General features: G+C 64.0%; 20 protein-coding genes. 5 read left to right on the forward strand and 15 right to left on the reverse strand.

Annotation, left to right across the window (positions count from 1 at the left end):
• Positions 1 to 32 precede the first annotated feature (32 nt).
• The 11 genes from ykgO to FJ428_RS24145 form a co-directional block, all read right to left on the reverse strand.
• A complete protein-coding gene (ykgO, locus tag FJ428_RS24095) occupies positions 33 to 158 on the reverse strand; it encodes a type B 50S ribosomal protein L36 (RefSeq protein ID WP_125004464.1) in 126 nt (41 codons plus the stop codon).
• A gap of 274 nt (positions 159 to 432) precedes the next feature.
• Positions 433 to 1,509, reverse strand: coding sequence for a 5-(carboxyamino)imidazole ribonucleotide synthase (locus tag FJ428_RS24100; protein ID WP_140880380.1), 1,077 nt, complete (start codon positions 1,507 to 1,509; stop codon positions 433 to 435).
• Entirely contained in the window at positions 1,506 to 2,003 is a 498-nt protein-coding gene (gene purE / locus FJ428_RS24105; protein WP_140685960.1) for a 5-(carboxyamino)imidazole ribonucleotide mutase, read from the reverse strand. The genes FJ428_RS24100 and purE overlap by 4 nt, the downstream gene beginning before the upstream one ends.
• 94 nt (positions 2,004 to 2,097) lie before the next feature.
• Complete coding sequence (locus FJ428_RS24110; protein ID WP_140658577.1) at positions 2,098 to 2,991, reverse strand: anti-sigma factor; 894 nt, start codon at positions 2,989 to 2,991, stop codon at positions 2,098 to 2,100.
• Positions 2,988 to 3,527 (reverse strand): sigma-70 family RNA polymerase sigma factor, encoded by a 540-nt coding sequence (locus FJ428_RS24115; protein ID WP_140500476.1) that lies wholly within the window; start codon positions 3,525 to 3,527, stop codon positions 2,988 to 2,990. Before FJ428_RS24115 ends, FJ428_RS24110 begins: the two co-directional genes overlap by 4 nt.
• 405 nt (positions 3,528 to 3,932) lie before the next feature.
• Positions 3,933 to 5,138, reverse strand: a complete 1,206-nt coding sequence (locus tag FJ428_RS24120) for an aminotransferase class V-fold PLP-dependent enzyme (protein WP_140685959.1) — start codon at positions 5,136 to 5,138, stop codon at positions 3,933 to 3,935.
• Positions 5,139 to 5,162: 24 nt separating this feature from the next.
• Entirely contained in the window at positions 5,163 to 5,624 is a 462-nt protein-coding gene (locus tag FJ428_RS24125) for a RidA family protein (RefSeq protein ID WP_140550900.1), read from the reverse strand.
• Positions 5,625 to 5,662: 38 nt separating this feature from the next.
• Positions 5,663 to 6,457, reverse strand: a complete 795-nt coding sequence (locus FJ428_RS24130; RefSeq protein WP_140525750.1) for an amino acid ABC transporter ATP-binding protein — start codon at positions 6,455 to 6,457, stop codon at positions 5,663 to 5,665.
• 2 nt (positions 6,458 to 6,459) lie between these two features.
• The gene (locus FJ428_RS24135; RefSeq protein WP_140500483.1) at positions 6,460 to 7,110 is read right to left on the reverse strand and encodes an amino acid ABC transporter permease; all 651 of its coding nucleotides are present in this window, start codon (positions 7,108 to 7,110) and stop codon (positions 6,460 to 6,462) included.
• Between the two features lies 1 nt (position 7,111).
• On the reverse strand, positions 7,112 to 7,777 hold the full coding sequence (locus tag FJ428_RS24140) for an amino acid ABC transporter permease (RefSeq protein WP_140500485.1): 666 nt from the start codon (positions 7,775 to 7,777) through the stop codon (positions 7,112 to 7,114).
• 90 nt (positions 7,778 to 7,867) lie between these two features.
• On the reverse strand, positions 7,868 to 8,749 hold the full coding sequence (locus FJ428_RS24145) for a transporter substrate-binding domain-containing protein (RefSeq protein ID WP_140500486.1): 882 nt from the start codon (positions 8,747 to 8,749) through the stop codon (positions 7,868 to 7,870).
• A 129-nt stretch (positions 8,750 to 8,878) separates the two neighbouring features.
• On the opposite strand from FJ428_RS24145, the gene FJ428_RS24150 reads away from it, so the two are divergent.
• Positions 8,879 to 9,673, forward strand: a complete 795-nt coding sequence (locus FJ428_RS24150; RefSeq protein WP_140558863.1) for an IclR family transcriptional regulator — start codon at positions 8,879 to 8,881, stop codon at positions 9,671 to 9,673.
• A 2-nt stretch (positions 9,674 to 9,675) separates the two neighbouring features.
• Here the strand turns inward: FJ428_RS24150 and FJ428_RS24155 are convergent, their stop codons facing one another.
• Entirely contained in the window at positions 9,676 to 9,879 is a 204-nt protein-coding gene (locus FJ428_RS24155; protein ID WP_140500489.1) for a YdcH family protein, read from the reverse strand.
• 240 nt (positions 9,880 to 10,119) lie between these two features.
• Between FJ428_RS24155 and FJ428_RS24160 the strand changes: the two genes are divergently transcribed.
• The 4 genes from FJ428_RS24160 (at position 10,120) to FJ428_RS24175 (ending at position 13,839) form a co-directional block, all read left to right on the forward strand.
• Positions 10,120 to 10,299: a YdcH family protein gene (locus FJ428_RS24160; RefSeq protein WP_097571999.1), complete on the forward strand. Its 180-nt coding sequence runs from the start codon at positions 10,120 to 10,122 to the stop codon at positions 10,297 to 10,299.
• A gap of 557 nt (positions 10,300 to 10,856) precedes the next feature.
• Positions 10,857 to 12,107: a flavodoxin-dependent (E)-4-hydroxy-3-methylbut-2-enyl-diphosphate synthase gene (gene ispG, locus FJ428_RS24165; RefSeq protein WP_140627964.1), complete on the forward strand. Its 1,251-nt coding sequence runs from the start codon at positions 10,857 to 10,859 to the stop codon at positions 12,105 to 12,107.
• A gap of 5 nt (positions 12,108 to 12,112) precedes the next feature.
• Entirely contained in the window at positions 12,113 to 12,961 is an 849-nt protein-coding gene (locus FJ428_RS24170; protein WP_140517597.1) for a lytic transglycosylase domain-containing protein, read from the forward strand.
• 65 nt (positions 12,962 to 13,026) lie between these two features.
• On the forward strand, positions 13,027 to 13,839 hold the full coding sequence (locus tag FJ428_RS24175) for a Stf0 family sulfotransferase (RefSeq protein WP_224519196.1): 813 nt from the start codon (positions 13,027 to 13,029) through the stop codon (positions 13,837 to 13,839).
• Here the strand turns inward: FJ428_RS24175 and FJ428_RS24180 are convergent, their stop codons facing one another.
• From FJ428_RS24180 to FJ428_RS24190, 3 genes are all read right to left on the reverse strand, one after another.
• Positions 13,840 to 16,179: a response regulator gene (locus FJ428_RS24180; RefSeq protein WP_140500494.1), complete on the reverse strand. Its 2,340-nt coding sequence runs from the start codon at positions 16,177 to 16,179 to the stop codon at positions 13,840 to 13,842.
• Between the two features lie 177 nt (positions 16,180 to 16,356).
• Positions 16,357 to 16,599 carry a hypothetical protein gene (locus FJ428_RS24185; protein ID WP_140500496.1) on the reverse strand — a complete coding sequence of 81 codons (243 nt, stop codon included), beginning with the start codon at positions 16,597 to 16,599 and terminating at the stop codon, positions 16,357 to 16,359.
• 13 nt (positions 16,600 to 16,612) lie between these two features.
• Entirely contained in the window at positions 16,613 to 16,831 is a 219-nt protein-coding gene (locus tag FJ428_RS24190; protein ID WP_140517598.1) for a hypothetical protein, read from the reverse strand.
• Between the last annotated feature and the right edge of the window lie 176 nt (positions 16,832 to 17,007).

Genomic DNA, 17,007 nt, shown 5'->3' on the forward strand with positions numbered 1-17,007 from the left:
CAACTGCGGAGGCAAAAGCCTCGCGACGAAGCTCAGCCCTGGCGCGCCTTATAGCGGGGGGCGGTCTTGTTGATGATGTAGACGCGGCCCTTGCGGCGAACCAGACGGTTGTCGCGATGACGCGCCTTCAGCGCCTTGAGCGAATTCTTGATCTTCATGGTCTTGCCTGTCGGTGTGGACCCGGTCCGGGTCGAAATTTTAAGGCGCGCCAGAAGACGCGCCTTTGAACTGTGGGTGGCTCATAAACGAGGAGCCTTGTCCGTGTCAACCGCAAGCATGCCCGGTAGCGGAGATGAATGCCCGGTGTCGTCAAATATCCGCAATCGGCCAATGGCTCGGCTCCGGCTGGTATGATGTGGTGGTCGCCACGTGACTTGGGAACGCCATGCGCCGAGTTTTCCTGCCCAGTAGCTCGCGGCGTCGAGATTGCTGTCAGGCGCGGCGGCTGATTCGGGTGAAATGGCCCATCTTGCGGCCGGGCCGCGCCTCGGCCTTGCCGTAGAGATGCAACATCAGGTCTGGCTCCGCCAGCAATTCCGGAACGCGCAAGATATCGTCGCCGATCAGGTTCTCCATCACGCAGTCGGAATGGCGTCGCGGGTCGCCGAGCGGCAGGCCGGCCACGGCGCGGATATGCTGCTCGAACTGCGAAACGGTGCAGGCGGCTTCCGTCCAGTGGCCTGAATTGTGGACGCGGGGTGCGATCTCGTTGGCCAGCAGCGAGCCATCGGCCAGCACGAAGAACTCGACGCCGATGACGCCGACATAGTCGAGCGCCGACAGGATCTTCACCGCCGCCGTCCGGGCCGCCTCGGCTGTCCGGGGCGCGATCGCGGCCGGCACGGTCGATGTGTGGAGAATGCCGTTGCGGTGGACGTTCTCGGCCGGATCGTAAGCGGCGACGACGCCATCGATGCCGCGCGCGGCGATGACGGAGACTTCGCGCTCAAAGGAAACGAAGGCCTCGAGGACCAGCGGCACGTTGCCCATGGCCTCGCAGGTGCCGGCGAAGCCGCCGGCTTGCATGTCGCGGAAGACGCGCTGGCCCTTGCCGTCATAGCCCATGCGCCGCGTCTTCAATATGCCGCTGCCGCCAAAGGATTTCAGCGCTGCGGTCAGCTCGCCGTCATTGTCGACCGCGCGGAAATCCGCCGTGGCAATGCCGATGCCGTTGAGAAATGTCTTCTCGGTCACCCGGTCCTGCGCCACATCAAGCGCGCGCGCAGGCGGATAGACCGGCACCTTTGCGGCGAGCGCCTCGGCGGAGGCAACCGGAACGTTCTCGAATTCATAGGTGACGACGGCGCTTGCCTCAGCCAATTCGGCAAGCGCGGCGGGGTCGTCGTAGGCGGCCGTGACCTGACGGTTGGCGACCTGCGCGGCAGGGCAATCCGGCTGCGGCTCCAGCACCACGGTGCGGTAGCCGAGGCGAGCGGCCGCCATTGCCAGCATGCGGCCGAGCTGGCCGCCGCCGATGATGCCGATGGTCGATCCGGCGGGCAGGCTCACGGCGTGTCCGTGGGTTCGGCCGCGACCTTGGCGGTCTGCGAGGCGCGCCAGGCATCGAGCCGCCCGGCAAGCTTGTCGTCGTGGAGCGCCAGAACGGCGGCAGCCAACAGGGCTGCATTGGCAGCACCGGCCTTGCCGATGGCCAGCGTCCCCACCGGGATGCCGGCCGGCATCTGGACGATGGACAGCAGTGAATCCTGTCCCGACAGGGCTTTGGATTCCATCGGCACGCCGAACACCGGCAGCGGTGTCATCGCCGCCGTCATGCCGGGCAGGTGCGCCGCACCGCCCGCACCGGCGATGATGACCTTGTAGCCGGCGGCCTTGGCGCCCTTGGCGAAGTCATAGAGCCGGTCGGGGGTGCGGTGCGCCGAGACGATCAGCCGTTTGTGCGGGATGCCAAGCGCCTCCAGTGTCTCGGCGGCATGGCGCATGGTCGCCCAGTCGGACTGGCTGCCCATGATAATGGCGACGTCGGCGCGTTGATTGTCCAAGCTTCTGCTCCCGGCGACAAAGGCGCGCCTTAGCGGAATTCGGCGGCGGCGGCAAGGATGCGGGGCATTGCCGGTGTTCGGCCGGGAAATCGGCCTATGCCGCAGCCTTGCGGAAGCGGGCGACGAAATCGTCGAGTTCGGGCCGCTCCATGTCGGAGATCGCCCAGTAGGAGAAGGCGCCGTCGCTCCACTGCACCAGCGAAAAGCCGCCCGAGGAAAGATCGTCAGGCTCGCTGACCTTGCCGCCCTGCTGCGGTTCGGCGACCAGCGTGATCAGATGCTCGCGGTGGCGGTAGACAAGTGCCGGCACCGGGCGGCCGGAAATCACCTCGACCCGGCCGCCGATCAGCGCAAAACCGTCCTTGGCAAGATCCGGTGCCGGCGGCGACACGCCGATCCGGGCGTCGAGCCAGGGTTTTACCGTATGGCGATCCGACGAGACGATGTCGATCGGGCTGGCGGCAAGCAGGCTGCGGCGATGGCCGCTGGCGACCGCCGCGGCGAAGCTGTCGGACGCGCCGTTGACCATCACCCATTGCGTTGCCCCGCTGGCCAGCACCGCGCTGATCATGATCGAGGCGGCAAGAGCGCGCCAGTCGAACGAGCCGAAGCGGCGCGCTCGACCTGGTGACAGCCGCGTATCGGCGTTTCGCCTCTGGCCTCCCCCGCCCGGGGCAAGCACCCCCGGGAGCACCGGCGAGCCCTGCTGCGGCTTGGCCGTTCCGCCTGCCGGCTGTGCGGTAGGCGCGGCGCCAATGGCCGCGATGCGCGCGCGAAAGGCGCCGCCGACATCTGGGTGCGGCAGGCGGCTGACCGCGCCCCGCAAGGCCACGATGCGGGCATGCTCTGAGGCAAGCCGCGGATCGGCCGCAATGCGCCGCTCCACCGCAAGCGCGGCCGCTGCATCAAGTTCGCCATCGACGAGGGCGTGGATCATCAGCCTGATGCCTTCCGGATCATTGGGCAGTCCATCGTCATGCATGGTCATGGCGCTCTCCCCAGGTCAGACATAAGCAGGCTCCGCGCGCGAGCCAGCCTGGACATCACCGTGCCCATCGGCACGCCGAGCATGGCCGCTATCTCGCGATAGCTGAGGCCGCTGATGTCGCGCAGCACAAGCGTCTCGCGAAACGGCTGCGGCAGGGCTGCTATCGCCGTTTCAAGCGCCACCGTGTCGGCCTTGGCGATCAGGCTTGCCTCCGGACCATATTCGTCCGGCACGCTGATGCCGTGTGCCGCCGCCATCTCGTCGAGATCGCCGAGATCACCGACGGCCAACATGCCGCGCGGCCGGTTGCGCGACATCCAAGTATAGGCGGTGTTGCGCACGATGGTCAGCAGCCAGGCGCGGGCATTGCCGCCGGCATAGCCGGATATGCCCGCATGCGCCTTTATGCAGGCGTCCTGCACGACGTCCTCGGCATCGGCGCCATTGCCGGTCAACCAGCGGGCAAGCGCCAGCGCGTCACCGAGATGAGGCAGCACCACTTCGCTGAAGCGCTCGGCTCCGGCCTTCTCGCTCAAAGCAGCACCATCCGATACTCCACGAGGAACAGGCCGTGCGCTTTCAAGCAATACCGGCGGTCTCGCCCCGCCCGTGCGGGCGAAACCCTCGGCAACAGGCAAAGCCGCCTGCCGGGGCGAAAGTGAATTCATCTGCGTCACCAGTGTCAAGCGCAATGGGAAAGCCGTGCATCATGGGAGAGAGGCCGGTTGAGGTCATGCGCTCCAGCACATGGCGGCCGCCGACGCCGCGGCCATGTTCGCTGTCGTGTTCATGATGACGGACATGCGGATCTCCTCAACGCCTGTAGCGGCCTATGTCGAGGAGACCCGTTGCGGCCGAGATTTATTCCCGCCGCGTACGCATCCGGCTGTTCACAGTTACGTGATCAGCCGGTGCTTTGGGTTCGTTGGTCCGCTTGGCGCTCAATCCGGCCAGCGCAAGGCGCCGGAAGAGACCTTGCGAGCAATCTTCATGGCGTCGGCGGGCCGGTCCTTCGCGGTCAACAGGGCGCGCAGCCGTTCGGCGACGATTTCCGCCTCTCCGGGATGAAGATTGCAGGGGTCGAGGAAGAAATGGCCGCGTTCGACCTCGTGATTGCGCACGATGATGGGCGGCGATCCACCGGCAAGCGCCGAGGCAAGGCCGGCGGCGGTGAAGCGGCTTTCCGGCAGCACGAAGACCTGCAGGCGGTCGAGCGGGTTGGAGGTCGGGTCGGGAATGATCTCCGCGCCAATGCCCGGGATACCCTGCAGAGCATCCTTCCAAAGGTTGAGGGCGGCCTCTTCGCGCCGGCGGATGCCGGCGTGGTCGCGCTTCTCCCATGCCTCGAGCGCGGCCATGGTGCCGGCGATGCTTTCCTTGCCGACCTTCATGGCGCGGGCGACGCCGCGGTTCTGTAGATAGGCGGCGCGCACCAGATCCTTGCGTCCGGTGACGATGCCGCTGGTCGGGCCGCTCAGGAATTTGTGGCCGCTGTAGATGACGATGTCGGCGCCACGCGCCAGGAAGCCGCGCAGGTCATATTCGGAAGCCGCGTCGACGATCACCGGCACGCCCCTGGCGTGGCAGATTTCGCAGAATTCCTCCAGCGACAGCATGCCGTACTGCACGGTGTGATGCGCGACGACGTAGAGGCCTGCCGCCGTTCGCTCGTTGATCGCGTCGCGCACATGATAGTCCTGCGTGACGCTGACCGTGCCGGCGGGCACCACCTTGGCGCCGGCAACGCGGACCGACTGGTCGATCGGGGCACCGTAGTTGACGATGTGGCCAAGCTGGATGATCACCTCCGACTTGAGGTCGCCGGTGTCGTCCGGCAGGCGTTCGATGGCGAGCAGGTTGGTTCCCGTCATCGCGCCGGCGATCGCCATGGTGATGCCGCTGGCACAGCAGGCGGTGATGAAGCCGGCCTCGCCACCGGTGAGGCGCGCGACGACGGCGCTTGCGGCGCGCTGCAGATCGTCCATTTCCACCCATTGCGATGCCATTTCAGACATGGCGCTGATCGCTTCAGGCACGATGATCGACGCGCCGAGCGCCGTCATCGTGCCGGAGACGTTGATGATCGGGCGAAGGCCGAGCCGTTCGCGGATCGTGGTGTTGGAGCCGGTGTCTGAATATGTTTTCATGTGAGCAATCCCGTGGATGACAGATCAGGCAGCGATCTCGACGACCGCTTCGATTTCGACGGTGATGTTTCCCGGCAAGGAGCCGACGCCGATCGCCGAGCGGGCATGCCCGCCGATCGTGGCGAAAACGTCGGCGAAAAGATCGGAGCAGCCATTCACCACTTTGGGGTGGTCGCTGAAGGTCGGCGTGGCGTTGACGAAGCCGAGCAGCTTGACGACGCGCACGATGCGGCCGAGATCGCCGGCGGCAGCATGCATGACGGCAAGCAGGTTGAGGCCGGTAAGGCGGGCATGCTGATAAGCCTGCTCCACCGTTACATCCTCGCCCACCTTCCCGGTGCAGAGCGTGCCGTCGGCCCGCAGCGGTCCCTGGCCGGACAGGAAGATCAGCCGGCCGCTCTCGGCATGGGTGACGAAGTTGGCGATGGGCGTCGGCGGCTCGGGCAATGTGAGGCCGAGTTCGGCGAGCCTGGTGTAAGGCGTCATGGAAGAAGGCTCCTTGGGATGGCGTCAACCATCCGATGTCAGAAGTGCGAGGCGCGGAAGCGCGCCAGGAAATTGCGCAGACGCTCATTGTCGGCGTCCGCAGCAAGGATCTCCTTCGGCGGGCCGACGGCGCCGACGCCGCCATCGGCCATGAAGACGATGCGGCTCGAGGCGTCGCGGGCAAAGGCCATCTCATGCGTGACCATCACCATCGTCATGCCGTCCTCGGCGAGGCTGCGCACCACTTCAAGCACCTCGCCGACGAGTTCCGGATCGAGGGCGGAGGTTATCTCGTCGAGCAGCAGGATTTTCGGCCCCATGGCCACGGCGCGCGCAATTCCGACGCGCTGCTGCTGGCCGCCGGAGAGCTCCGCCGGCAAGCTGTCGGCCTTATGGGCAAGACCGACGCGGCCGAGCCAGTGTTCGGCAATCGTGCGCGCCTCCACGGTGCTTTTGCCGCGCACCTTGGTGAGGCCGAGCATGATGTTGCCGGCGGCGGTGAGATGCGGAAACAGGTTGAAGCTCTGGAACACCATGCCGGTCTCGGCGCGCATCGCGGCAAGGTCGCGTTCGCTGCGGCGCTGGCGGGCTCCGGTTTCTCGGAAGCCGACCTCCTTGCCGTCGATGCGGATGGACCCGCTGTCATAGCTCTCCAGGAAGTTGACGCAGCGCAGCAGCGTGGTCTTGCCGCTGCCCGAGGGCCCGATGACCGTCACCACCTCGCCGCGCGCCACGCGCAGGCTGACCGAGCGCAGGACCTGGACGGCGCCAAAGGATTTGGACACATCGCGGATGTCGAGAAGGGCCGGGGCATCGTTCGAGCTTGTGGACATTGCTATTCCCGGATGAAGGAGAAACGCCGCTCCAGCCGCCTGCTGGCAAGCGAAAGCGCATAGTTGACGGCGAAGTAGATGAGGGCGCCAAGGATGTAGAGCGGCATGGCCTCATAGGTGCGGCCGATGACCTGGTTGATGGCCTGCATGAGATCGGTGATGCCGAGCAGCGAGACCAGCGCGCTGCCCTTGACCGCGTCGGTGACGCCATTGATCCAGGGCGGCAGGAAACGCCTGAACGCTTGCGGAAAGATGACATGGGCCAGCCGCTGGCGGAAGGTCAGGCCGATCGCCATTGCCGCCTCCGATTGTCCCTTCGGGATGGAGCCGACGGCGCCCCGGAGATATTCGACGACCTGGGCTGTCTTGAACAAGGTCAGCGCCAGCACGGCAGCCCAGAAGGACGGCAGGTGAAGCCCGACGGCCGGCATCCCGTAGTAGACGAAGAAGATGAGCACCAGGATCGGTATGCCGCGAATAGTGTCGCTGAAGATGCGCACCGCCCAGCGCGCCGGCGCCGGGCCATAGACCAGGCCGACGCCAAGGACGACACCGGCGACGAGCGAGAACGTCACGACCAGCAGCGACACCCAAAGCGTCAGCGCAAAACCCTGAGCCAGGAAAGGCAAGGCGTAGGCGATCTGGCCAAGCATGCTAGTGCACCACCTTGAACCATCGTTCGACGAGCCGGAGCGCGTAAAGCAGGGCGTAGCCGGTCAGCAGATACATCGCCGTCACGACGAGATAGACCTCGACGATGCGGAAGGTGTTGAAGTTGATCCATTGCGCGCCGAAGGTCAGTTCGGGCACCGAGATGACCGAAGCGACGGAGGTGTCCTTGAACAGCGATATGAAAGTGTTGGAAAGCGCCGGCAGCGTGATGCGCAGCATGGTCGGCAGGCGCACATGGAGCAGCCTTTGCCAGGGCGTCAGGCCGATCGCCTTGCCGGCGTCTAGCTGGCCGCGCGGCACCGCTTCGAGACCGGAGCGGAACACCTCGACCAGATAGGCGCCGCTGTAGAGCGCCAGCGTGGCGACGAACGAGGTTTGCGCGCTGTAGGCGATGTCGACCACGGTCGGCAGACCGTAGAAGACGAGATAGACGAGCAGGATCAGCGGCACGTTTCGGATGAATTCGACATAGGCGGCAATGATGCCGCGCACCATGCGTCCGGCCGACACGTACCAGACCGCCAGGACCAGACCGATGACGATGCCGATGGCGATCGAGATGACGGCGAGCTCCAGGCTGAGCAGCAGACCGCCCCACAGCTTGTCGAAATGCCGCCAGATCAGGTTGAAATTGAGCGCATAACCCATGCGTCGGCCTCAGTGCTCCCGATGTGACGCAAAGCTGGCCGCGTCGCCAGGAAAAAAGGCGGAAGGGTCGGCGCCCTTCCGCCGATGACGTCAGATAACCGGGAAGCCGGGGTGGCGCGCCGGCGGCTCCTGCCCGAAATAGTCCTTGAACGCGGCGTCATAGAGCGCCGTTTCATGGCCGAACATGGCGATGGTGAAGGTCTGGTTGACGAAGGTCAGCCAATCGAGATCGCCTTGCCGGAGCGCCGCGCCATAAAGCATCGAGTACCAGCTCTTGCCGGCATCGAAGTATTTGTCCGGATTGCGCGAGGCGAGCCAGCGCACGGTGGAGAGGTCGACGGCAGCGGCATCGGCACGCTTGGATTCCAATGCCTGCAGCACGTTGGCCTGTGTATCGATCTGCATCACCTGCGCCTCCGGCAAGGCAAAATGCACCGAAGATTCGGCGTCGACATTCTGCAGGATGGAAACGCGCGTCGCGGAGCCTGCGGCAAGCAGCTTGTCGAAGGTCTTGTTCTCGGCGCCGGGCAAAGTCAGCAAGGCGACGCCCTCGACGTAGTAAGGCCTGGAGAAGTTGATCAGCTGCGAGCGCTGCGCGGTCATGGTCATGAACTGGATGGTGATGTCGACCTTGTTCGTCGTCACGTTCGGAATGCGCTGCGCCGGGTCCTGCATGACAAACTCGACCTTGGCCGGGTCATCGAACAAGCCCTTTGCCAGGATGCGCCCCATGGTGATGTCCATGCCGACGAGTTCGCCGGCATCGTTCTCGAAATGCCATGGCGCATTGGTGCTTCCGGTGCCGACAATCAATTTGCCGCGCTCCAGCACGGTGCGTAGCAAGCTATCGGGCGCAGCCTGCGCCGCCGCCTTCTGGACGTCGACCGTTGCCGCCGCGCTCATGACGCCGGCCGTTGCCAGTCCGGCCATGCCCAGTTTCAGAAAATCACGCCTTTTGGATGTGTCGTCCACAGCGACCTCCTTTCGTGTTGTGTTCCCCTACGCACAGGCAATACGCGCACCCGGATCGTTACAGAAATTGTCTCTTACAAGGGACGAGTGTATCCTGTACAAGACAGATACTAACATCAGGAATCGACAATGCAAGATGGCAGCGCCTTGGCGGTCTCAGCGGACGCAAAGATTTCGGTCTCTCGGGAGAAGGGCCTCAACCGGGTGCTCCAGATTCTGGAGTTCCTTCATTCGACGCAGCGCGCCATCGGTATCGGCGACCTCGCCAAGGGGGTCAACGCGCCGCGTTCGACCACCTACACACTGGTGCGATCGCTGGTCGATGCGGGCCTCCTGGAGATGGCCGGCGACGGCAACCGCGTCTATTTCGGTAAGAAGCTCTATCTCTATGGAATGGATTATGTGCGCGGCAACGACCTCTTGAGGCGAGGACGCCAGGAGGTCGACAACCTGTCGCGCGAGACCGGTGAGACCTCCGAACTGTGCATGCTGCAGAGCGGCCGCTACACGATCGTCCACTCGAGCCCGGGCACCCGGCCGTTCCGCATCAGCTCCGCCACCGGATTGCAGATTCCGCTGCCCTGGACCGCGTCAGGCAGGCTGCTGCTCGCCGGCCTCGAACAGGCCCGGATCGAAGCCATGATATCGGAAGACGACCTTATGCTGCCCGATGGCCGCAGATTGCGGCTGGACGATTTCATCGCCGACATAGCGACGGCGCGAGCCACCGGCTATTGCATCACTTCGGGGCTCGTCGACGCCTATACGAAATGCCTCGCCGCGCCGGTGTTTTCAGCACCCGGCACCGTCGAGGCGACGATGTGCCTAGTGGTGCCCATCGACACATCGCAGGAGAAGACAGGCGAACTCCTGGCCCTGTTGCGCGAACGCGCGGCGCGGCTTTCGATCGCGGCCTGGACCTGAAGTCAGGCGATGATGTCCGGGATGATCCTGTCTTCCAGCTTCATCAGCCGATCCTTCAGCGCAAGCTTCTTCTTCTTCATGCGCTGGATCTGCAGCGGGTCGCAGTTCATGGCGATCATCGCATTGATCGCGGCGTCGAAATCGGCGTGTTCCTGCTTCAGCCGGGAAAATTCGAGGCGAATATCGGCCTGTTCCTGATCGGACATTCTCTACCGTCTGCACGTCTGCGGCGCCCAAAGCTGGGCCTGATTGGGCGGGGGGTGGCACTCTCTGCCACCGGCGCGCAGCCCATATCACATTTCACGTTGTCGTGGAATGCTACCACGGATCATTCGACATCGCTGCGCGAAGGTGGCACACTGTCATTGTGCCGTCACAGAGCGAGCCTGCGGTGGACGCGCCTTTGGCGGCTGCAATCGAGGAAATCATGAAAGGGAGAACCAATCATGTCTCTTGCATCCCATCTTGATGAGTTGCAGCGGAAACACGGCGACATCGAACGCGAGCTCGATGACGCGATGAATCACCCGTCGGTGGACGACCTGGAAATCGTGAATCTCAAGCGACGCAAGCTGGCAATCAAGGACGAGATTGAAAAACTGAGGGCCAAACCCACGACGCATTGATGCCCCACTGACATAACCGCTCACCATTCGGGTCTTTCCTGCCGGCGGCAATTGCCGCCGGACTGGTGGTTTTGATCTTCGATTTCAGGTCGACCATCACAGATATTCGTACCAGGCAGAGGCCTTCCGACTTCCTAGTCCCAGGACGAGTAGGGGCGAAGCTCGTCGCGGCTCCCCTTTACCATAACTGACCGAAGAGTGCAGCGGAGCAGAATTCCGCCTTGCCGCGGCGCTCTGAGGTCAGGGCTTGGATTCTGGGACTGCGCTGCGTCGCTCTTCTCCTTGCTCCTCCCCGAAATGACGGACTCGTTCCGGGAAAGACAAAGCGATGGGGCCTGCCAATCGCCAGGTAGCCGATTGGCCGACGCAAGCGAGCGATAAAAGTCGGGCGCCGAGCAACCGGCGGCGGCATCGATTGCGGCCAGTGGCGACCTGTCGCCATTGACAAGCCATCTTTGCTCCTCCACCTCATGCCCGGACTTCAGCGCATCGGCCCGGAGCGCGCTTTTGTGCGTCCAAGTGGACGCGCGGCGCTCCAGAGATTAAAGGCTGCCGGCATGACCGGATATTATTCCTTTCCCTTCCCGCGCCGCACCTCGGTTGGCGTCGATGTGGGCGGCGTGGTGGTTGGCGGCGGTGCTCCCGTCGTCGTGCAGTCGATGACCAATACGGATACCGCCGATGTCGACCAGACGGTCGCCCAGGTCGCGGCGCTGCATCGCGCCGGCTCCGAGATCGTGCGCATCACCGTAGACCGCGATGAAAGCGCCGCCGCCGTGCCGCGCATCCGGGAGCGGCTGGCGCGGCTCGGTATCAACGTGCCCATCGTCGGCGACTTCCACTATATTGGTCACAAGCTCCTGGCCGATCATCCGGCCTGCGCCGAGGCGCTGGCCAAATACCGCATCAATCCCGGCAATGTCGGCTTCAAGGACAAGAAGGACCGGCAGTTCGGGGCAATCGTCGAGATGGCGATCAAACATGACAAGCCGGTGCGCATCGGCGTCAACTGGGGCTCGCTCGACCAGGAACTCCTGACCCGGCTGATGGACGACAACCAGGCCCGCGGCTTTCCGTTGACCGCACAGCAAGTGACGCGCGAGGCGATCGTGCAGTCGGCGATCCTCTCGGCCGAGATGGCCGAGGAGATCGGCCTTGGCCGCGACAAGATCATCCTCTCGGCCAAGGTCAGCGGCGTGCAGGACCTGATAGCCGTTTACACCGAACTCGCCAGCCGTTCCGACCATGCGCTGCATCTCGGCCTCACCGAAGCCGGCATGGGCTCGAAAGGCATCGTCGCCTCATCCGCCGCCATGGGCATCCTGTTGCAGCAAGGCATCGGCGACACCATCCGCATATCGCTGACGCCGGAGCCGAACGGCGATCGCACGCGCGAGGTGCAGGTGTCGCAGGAATTGCTGCAGACCATGGGCTTCAGGCAATTCGTGCCGATCGTCGCCGCTTGCCCCGGCTGCGGCCGCACAACCTCGACCGTGTTCCAGGAACTGGCCCAGAACATCCAGGCCGATCTCAGGAAAAACATGCCGGCGTGGCGTGAGAAATACCCAGGGGTCGAGAACCTCAAGGTCGCCGTGATGGGCTGCATCGTCAACGGCCCGGGCGAGTCCAAACATGCCGATATCGGCATTTCGCTGCCCGGCACCGGCGAGACGCCGACAGCGCCCGTCTTCGTCGACGGCAAGAAGGCGGCGACGCTGCGCGGACCGTCGATCGCGCAGGATTTCGAAAAGATGGTCGCCGACTATATCGAACAACGATTTGGTCGCGGCAAGGCCGCGGCAGAGTAGGTCGAATGCTGCGCTTCCTCCCGGTGGCGCTGATCCTGCTGTGCGGGTGGCCCACCTTGGCCCAGGCCGATCCGCCGCAATCGGCCAAGCAGCGGCTGATCGACAAGGTCTGCAACCTGATCCAGGCCCATGCCGACCAGAACGGTCTGCCCAGGGATTTCTTCGCCCGGCTGATCTGGAAGGAAAGTCGGTTCGATCCCAACGCCGTCAGTCCGGTTGGCGCCGAAGGAATCGCCCAGTTCATGCCGGGGACCGCCAAGATGCGCGGGCTCGCCAATTCCTTCGACATCAACCAGGCGATCCCGGCCTCGGCGAAATACCTCGCCGAGATGAAGACCAGCTATGGCAATCTCGGCCTGGCGGCCGCCGCCTACAATGCCGGCGAAAACCGGGTCTCGCGCTGGCTGGGCTCGGGCGGCTTCCTGCCGATGGAAACCGAAAGCTATGTCTTCGACATTATGGGCGAGCCGGTCGATAAGTTCGCCGACCGCGCCTATGCCGGAAGCGTGCGACCGCTCGACGCGAAATCCGATTTCGTCGCGGCCTGCCGTAAGCTCCCGGTGATCATGTCGCGGACGGTGGCGATGGCTTCCATCAACATAAAGCCCTGGGGAATCCAGGTGGCCGGCAATTTCCGCCGCAGCGCCGCGATCAACCAGTGGCTCAGGGTGAGAGGCCGCTTCCCGGCCCTGCTAGGCGGGCATGATCCGGTGGTCAGCCGGGTGCGCACGCCGATCGGCCGGCGCGGCATCTACGCGGTCAGGATCGGGGTCGACGACCGTGCCGTCGCCGGCGCTATCTGCCAGAAATTGCAAAGTGTCGGCGGGGCATGCGTGGTGGTGCGCAACCGGTAGAGGGTGTGTCGTTGCGGGTGAAGGGGCGATAAAAAATGCCGGCCGCGGCTATAGGCGACCCTGGATTGGCCGGCATTGCCCTGCCTTCGACGAGCAATGAGGGCCGCAGGATGGTCGACGCATATATTATCTGCGGCACGCCCAGGACCGGAAGCACTTTGCTGTGCAAGCTCCTGGCCTCCACGAAGGCGGCGGGCGATCCTCATTCGTTCTATCGGCGGCAGGACGTGCCCGAATGGGCCGAAGAGTGGGGGCTGCCCGGCCGCGACACGATGGGCGAACTCGAATTCAATGCCGCCTATCTCAATGCGGCCATCGCCGCCGGCAAGGATGGGACCGGTATTTTCGGCCTGCGCCTGATGCGAGAGAATCTGGATGAGCTTTCAGCGATGCTCGACCGGATTTTCCCGGGGCTTGTCTCGGATAAAGCTCGTTTCGAGAGGGCGTTTGGCCGTGTTCTCTACATACATCTGTCACGCGAGGACAAGCTTGCGCAGGCCGTATCGCTGGTCAAGGCGCAGCAAACCGGCCTTTGGCATGTCGCTCCTGATGGAACCGAGCTGGAAAGGGTGGGGCCTCCCCGGGAACCTCAATATGATTTCGGGCGGATCAAGGATGAGGTTGCCGAGCTCGGAGCTTATGACGCTGCCTGGAACATGTGGTTCGCGGAGCAAGAGGTAATCCCGCTGCGGATCGGCTATGAGCGCCTGTCGAGCGATCCGGTTGCAACGTTGGCGTCCGTTTGCGACGCCTTGGGGGTTCAGGCACCGGATGCTGGGGATATAAGACCCGGCGTCGCAAGGCTTGCCGACGAGACAAGCCTCGACTGGATGCGCCGTTATCATCTGGATGCGGCGTCCGAGGCGTCGACGGTATAGCTATGCCGTCTTCGCCACCACCGTTTCGCTGAGCCAGGTGCCGATCTTGGCGCCGAGGCGGTCGGGTGAAACCGGCTTCGGCAGATAGTCGTCCATGCCGGCTTCGATGCACTTGTCGCGGTCGCCCTTCAGCGCATGCGCGGTGACGCCGATGATCGGAATGTGGCTGCCATCCGAGGCCTCCGTCGCCCGGATGGCGCGGGTCGCCTCGTAACCGTTCATCTCCGGCATGGAGACGTCCATCAGGATCAGCCTCGGGCGCAACGAGCGGTACATCTCGACCGCCGTGCGGCCGTTGCCGGCTATACGATAGCTCAAGCCCAACCCGTTGAGAATCTGGCCGAACACCAGCTGGTTCACCTCGTTGTCCTCGGCGATGAGGATGTCGATCGGACCATTCGGCGCGACCGTCGGTTCCGGCACGGGGACGGCTGGCATTGCCGGGCCGCGGATGACGGTAAAGGCGGGCGGCGCCGCCTGCGGCAGCGCCGGTACGGGTTCGCGAACGAACTGCGCCCTGCCGACCTGCGAGCGGGCTTTCTGGACGACCGAGATGACGGTGCCGAGCAGGACCGCGGAGCGCGCCGGCTTGGTCAGGTGCGCGGCAATGCCGAAATCAATGATCATCTTGCCGAAATCGACCTGGTCGACCGAGGTCAGGAGCACGACCGGTATGGCCGACAGCCGGCTGTCGGCGGCGATGGCTTTCGCGACATCGGCGCCGTTCATACCGGGCATCTGGTAATCGAGGATGATGCAATCGACGGCGGCCCCCAGCTGGCAGGCGCGGTCGAGGAAAGCCAAGCCGACCGCACCGCTTTCGGCGGCGGCGCAGTCGAAGCTCCAGCTCCTGAGCTGTTCGAGCAGGATCTCGCGGTTGACCGGATTGTCGTCGATGACCAGAACGCGGGCGCCGGTGACGTCGACCGGCACGATCTCGTCGCGAGCCTCGGCACGATGCACGGGCAGGGGCACCGCGAACCAGAATACGGAGCCGCGGCCGATCTCGCTCTCGACGCCAATCTTGCCGGCCATCAGGTCGACGAGGCGGGCGGCGATGGCGAGACCAAGGCCGGTGCCCTCGTGACGGCGGGTCGAGGAGCCATCGACCTGGGCGAATTTTTCGAACACGTTCTGCAACTTTTCGGCCGGGATGCCGATGCCGGTGTCCTCGACGCGCAACTTGAGCTGGACGACGTCATTGACGGTTTCGCCGCCGACGTCGATCAGCACATGGCCCTTCTCGGTGAACTTCACCGCGTTGCCGAGCAGGTTGGTGACAATCTGGCGGAACCGCCCGGCGTCGCCGACGACGTAGGCCGGCAGGCGCGGGTCGACGCGCACGATCAGTTCGAGGTTCTTTTCGGCGACATGGGCGGAGACGAGCGTGGCCACATCCTCGACCGCCTCGGCAAGGCGGAACGGCGCCGGGTCGAGCGTGAGCTGGCCGGCATTGATCTTGGAGAAATCGAGGATGTCGTTGATGATGGTGAGCAGCGCATTGCCGGATTTGACGATGACGTCGGTGAAGGTCTTCTGGCGCGCGGTCAGCTCAGTCTTGGCCAGCAGCTCGGCCATGCCGAGCACGCCGTTCATCGGCGTGCGGATTTCGTGGCTCATATTGGCGAGGAATTCCGATTTGGCGCGGTCGGCCGCCTCGGCCTTGAACAGCGACTCGGCGGATTCGGCGAAGGCGCGGCGGATGGCTTGCTCCATCGGCCGGAAGATCCAGAAAGCGGCGATGGAGAGCACCGCGAACAGCAATCCGCTCGCCCACAGCAGCAGCCGGTCACTGGAGGCATCGGCCAAATGGCGCTCGTCGTCCATGGCGGTGCGGACGCGGACCAGCATCGGCTGGGCAAACAGGTCGTTCTGGTTGCGGATTTCGCGATAGCTCCACTCATCGACCTTCTGCGCCACCGACATCAGGTTGAAGTTTCGAATCATGTCGCGCGGAGACCAGAAAAGGTCGCCATTGACCGAAGCGGATTCGAGCTCGTTGATCGTCTTTGTCGACAGGCGTGGACGCAATGCGGCGATCTGGGTCGCAAGCGTCCCAATCTCGCTGGTCAGGCGTTCCGAATGGCCGCGCGCCGACGCGGTCAGCGCATCGCGCGTCTCCGCTCGCCAGGCGGTTCCCGTCGTCTCGGCGAAGCTGGTCGCGTTGCGCAGATCGCGGGTAAAGATGACAAGGTTGCTGCTCAGGGCATCGATCTGGTGGCGGAAGGAATTGACGCGATCAAGTGCGAGCATGATCGCCAGCGAAGCCAACGCGAAGATCAGCAATCCTGAGAGATAACGGCTCCGGATGGACCGTATGAAGGAAGAATATTCCGGCATGCGCAACCCCAACACATACGCATTATTTTAACGGTGGGGATTACGCTTGATTTACATTAAGATTTCGTTCTGGCGACCGAGAATTTCGGATTCCCGCAGCCTCCCATGTAGCCTGCCGGCTGCGCCGAGATGAAGGGCCGCGCCACTTCAAGGGACGGTCAAGCTTCGGATATTATTTCAATCCGCGGGCCGTTTGTGATGCCGGGATTCCTGGTTCGAGCCGCGAAGCATTTCACGGTCATCGGCATCGACCAGATCGACGTCGCCGCCCCTGAGCGACTGGCCCTGCTGGCGAGCCGTTCTTTCCTGCTTCGACCGCTTCAGTTCGTCCTCGGCGTTGAAATTCTTGTCCGCATTCTTGGTGTTCACCCGCTCCTCGATGATTTGCACCTGCTGTTCGTGGGTCTTCTTGCCGGTCATGGGATATCTCCCTCTATTTGTTCGTCCGGCCGGTCTGGTCGGGGTTCACACCGCCTTGCGGGGTGGTGTCGTTCTCGACATCGCCCCGAAAAGTATTTTCGCCATCGAGTTCCTCGTCGTCGTCAAGAATGTCGCCACCCTTGATGGTGCCTTTGGATGCGCCGATGCCGGGATCGTTGCGCAAGTCGCGATCGCTTGGCCTCGGCTGTTTGCGATGCTTGTTGTCGTTCATGGGTTGCCTCCTGCTTCTGGTCCCGAACGTCGCGACGGGTGCAATTGTTCCCGAAACGCAAGGTCCCCAAACGCTCTGGCCGGGAGTGAGACCACCGCAGCCGCGTATCTTCGAACAGCGGAATGCTGCCACGAGTGATGTCAGCTCCGCGTCAACCGGTTATCGATCGGGCAGCA

The organism is Mesorhizobium sp. B2-8-1 (assembly GCF_006440955.1).
Lineage (GTDB): Bacteria > Pseudomonadota > Alphaproteobacteria > Rhizobiales > Rhizobiaceae > Mesorhizobium.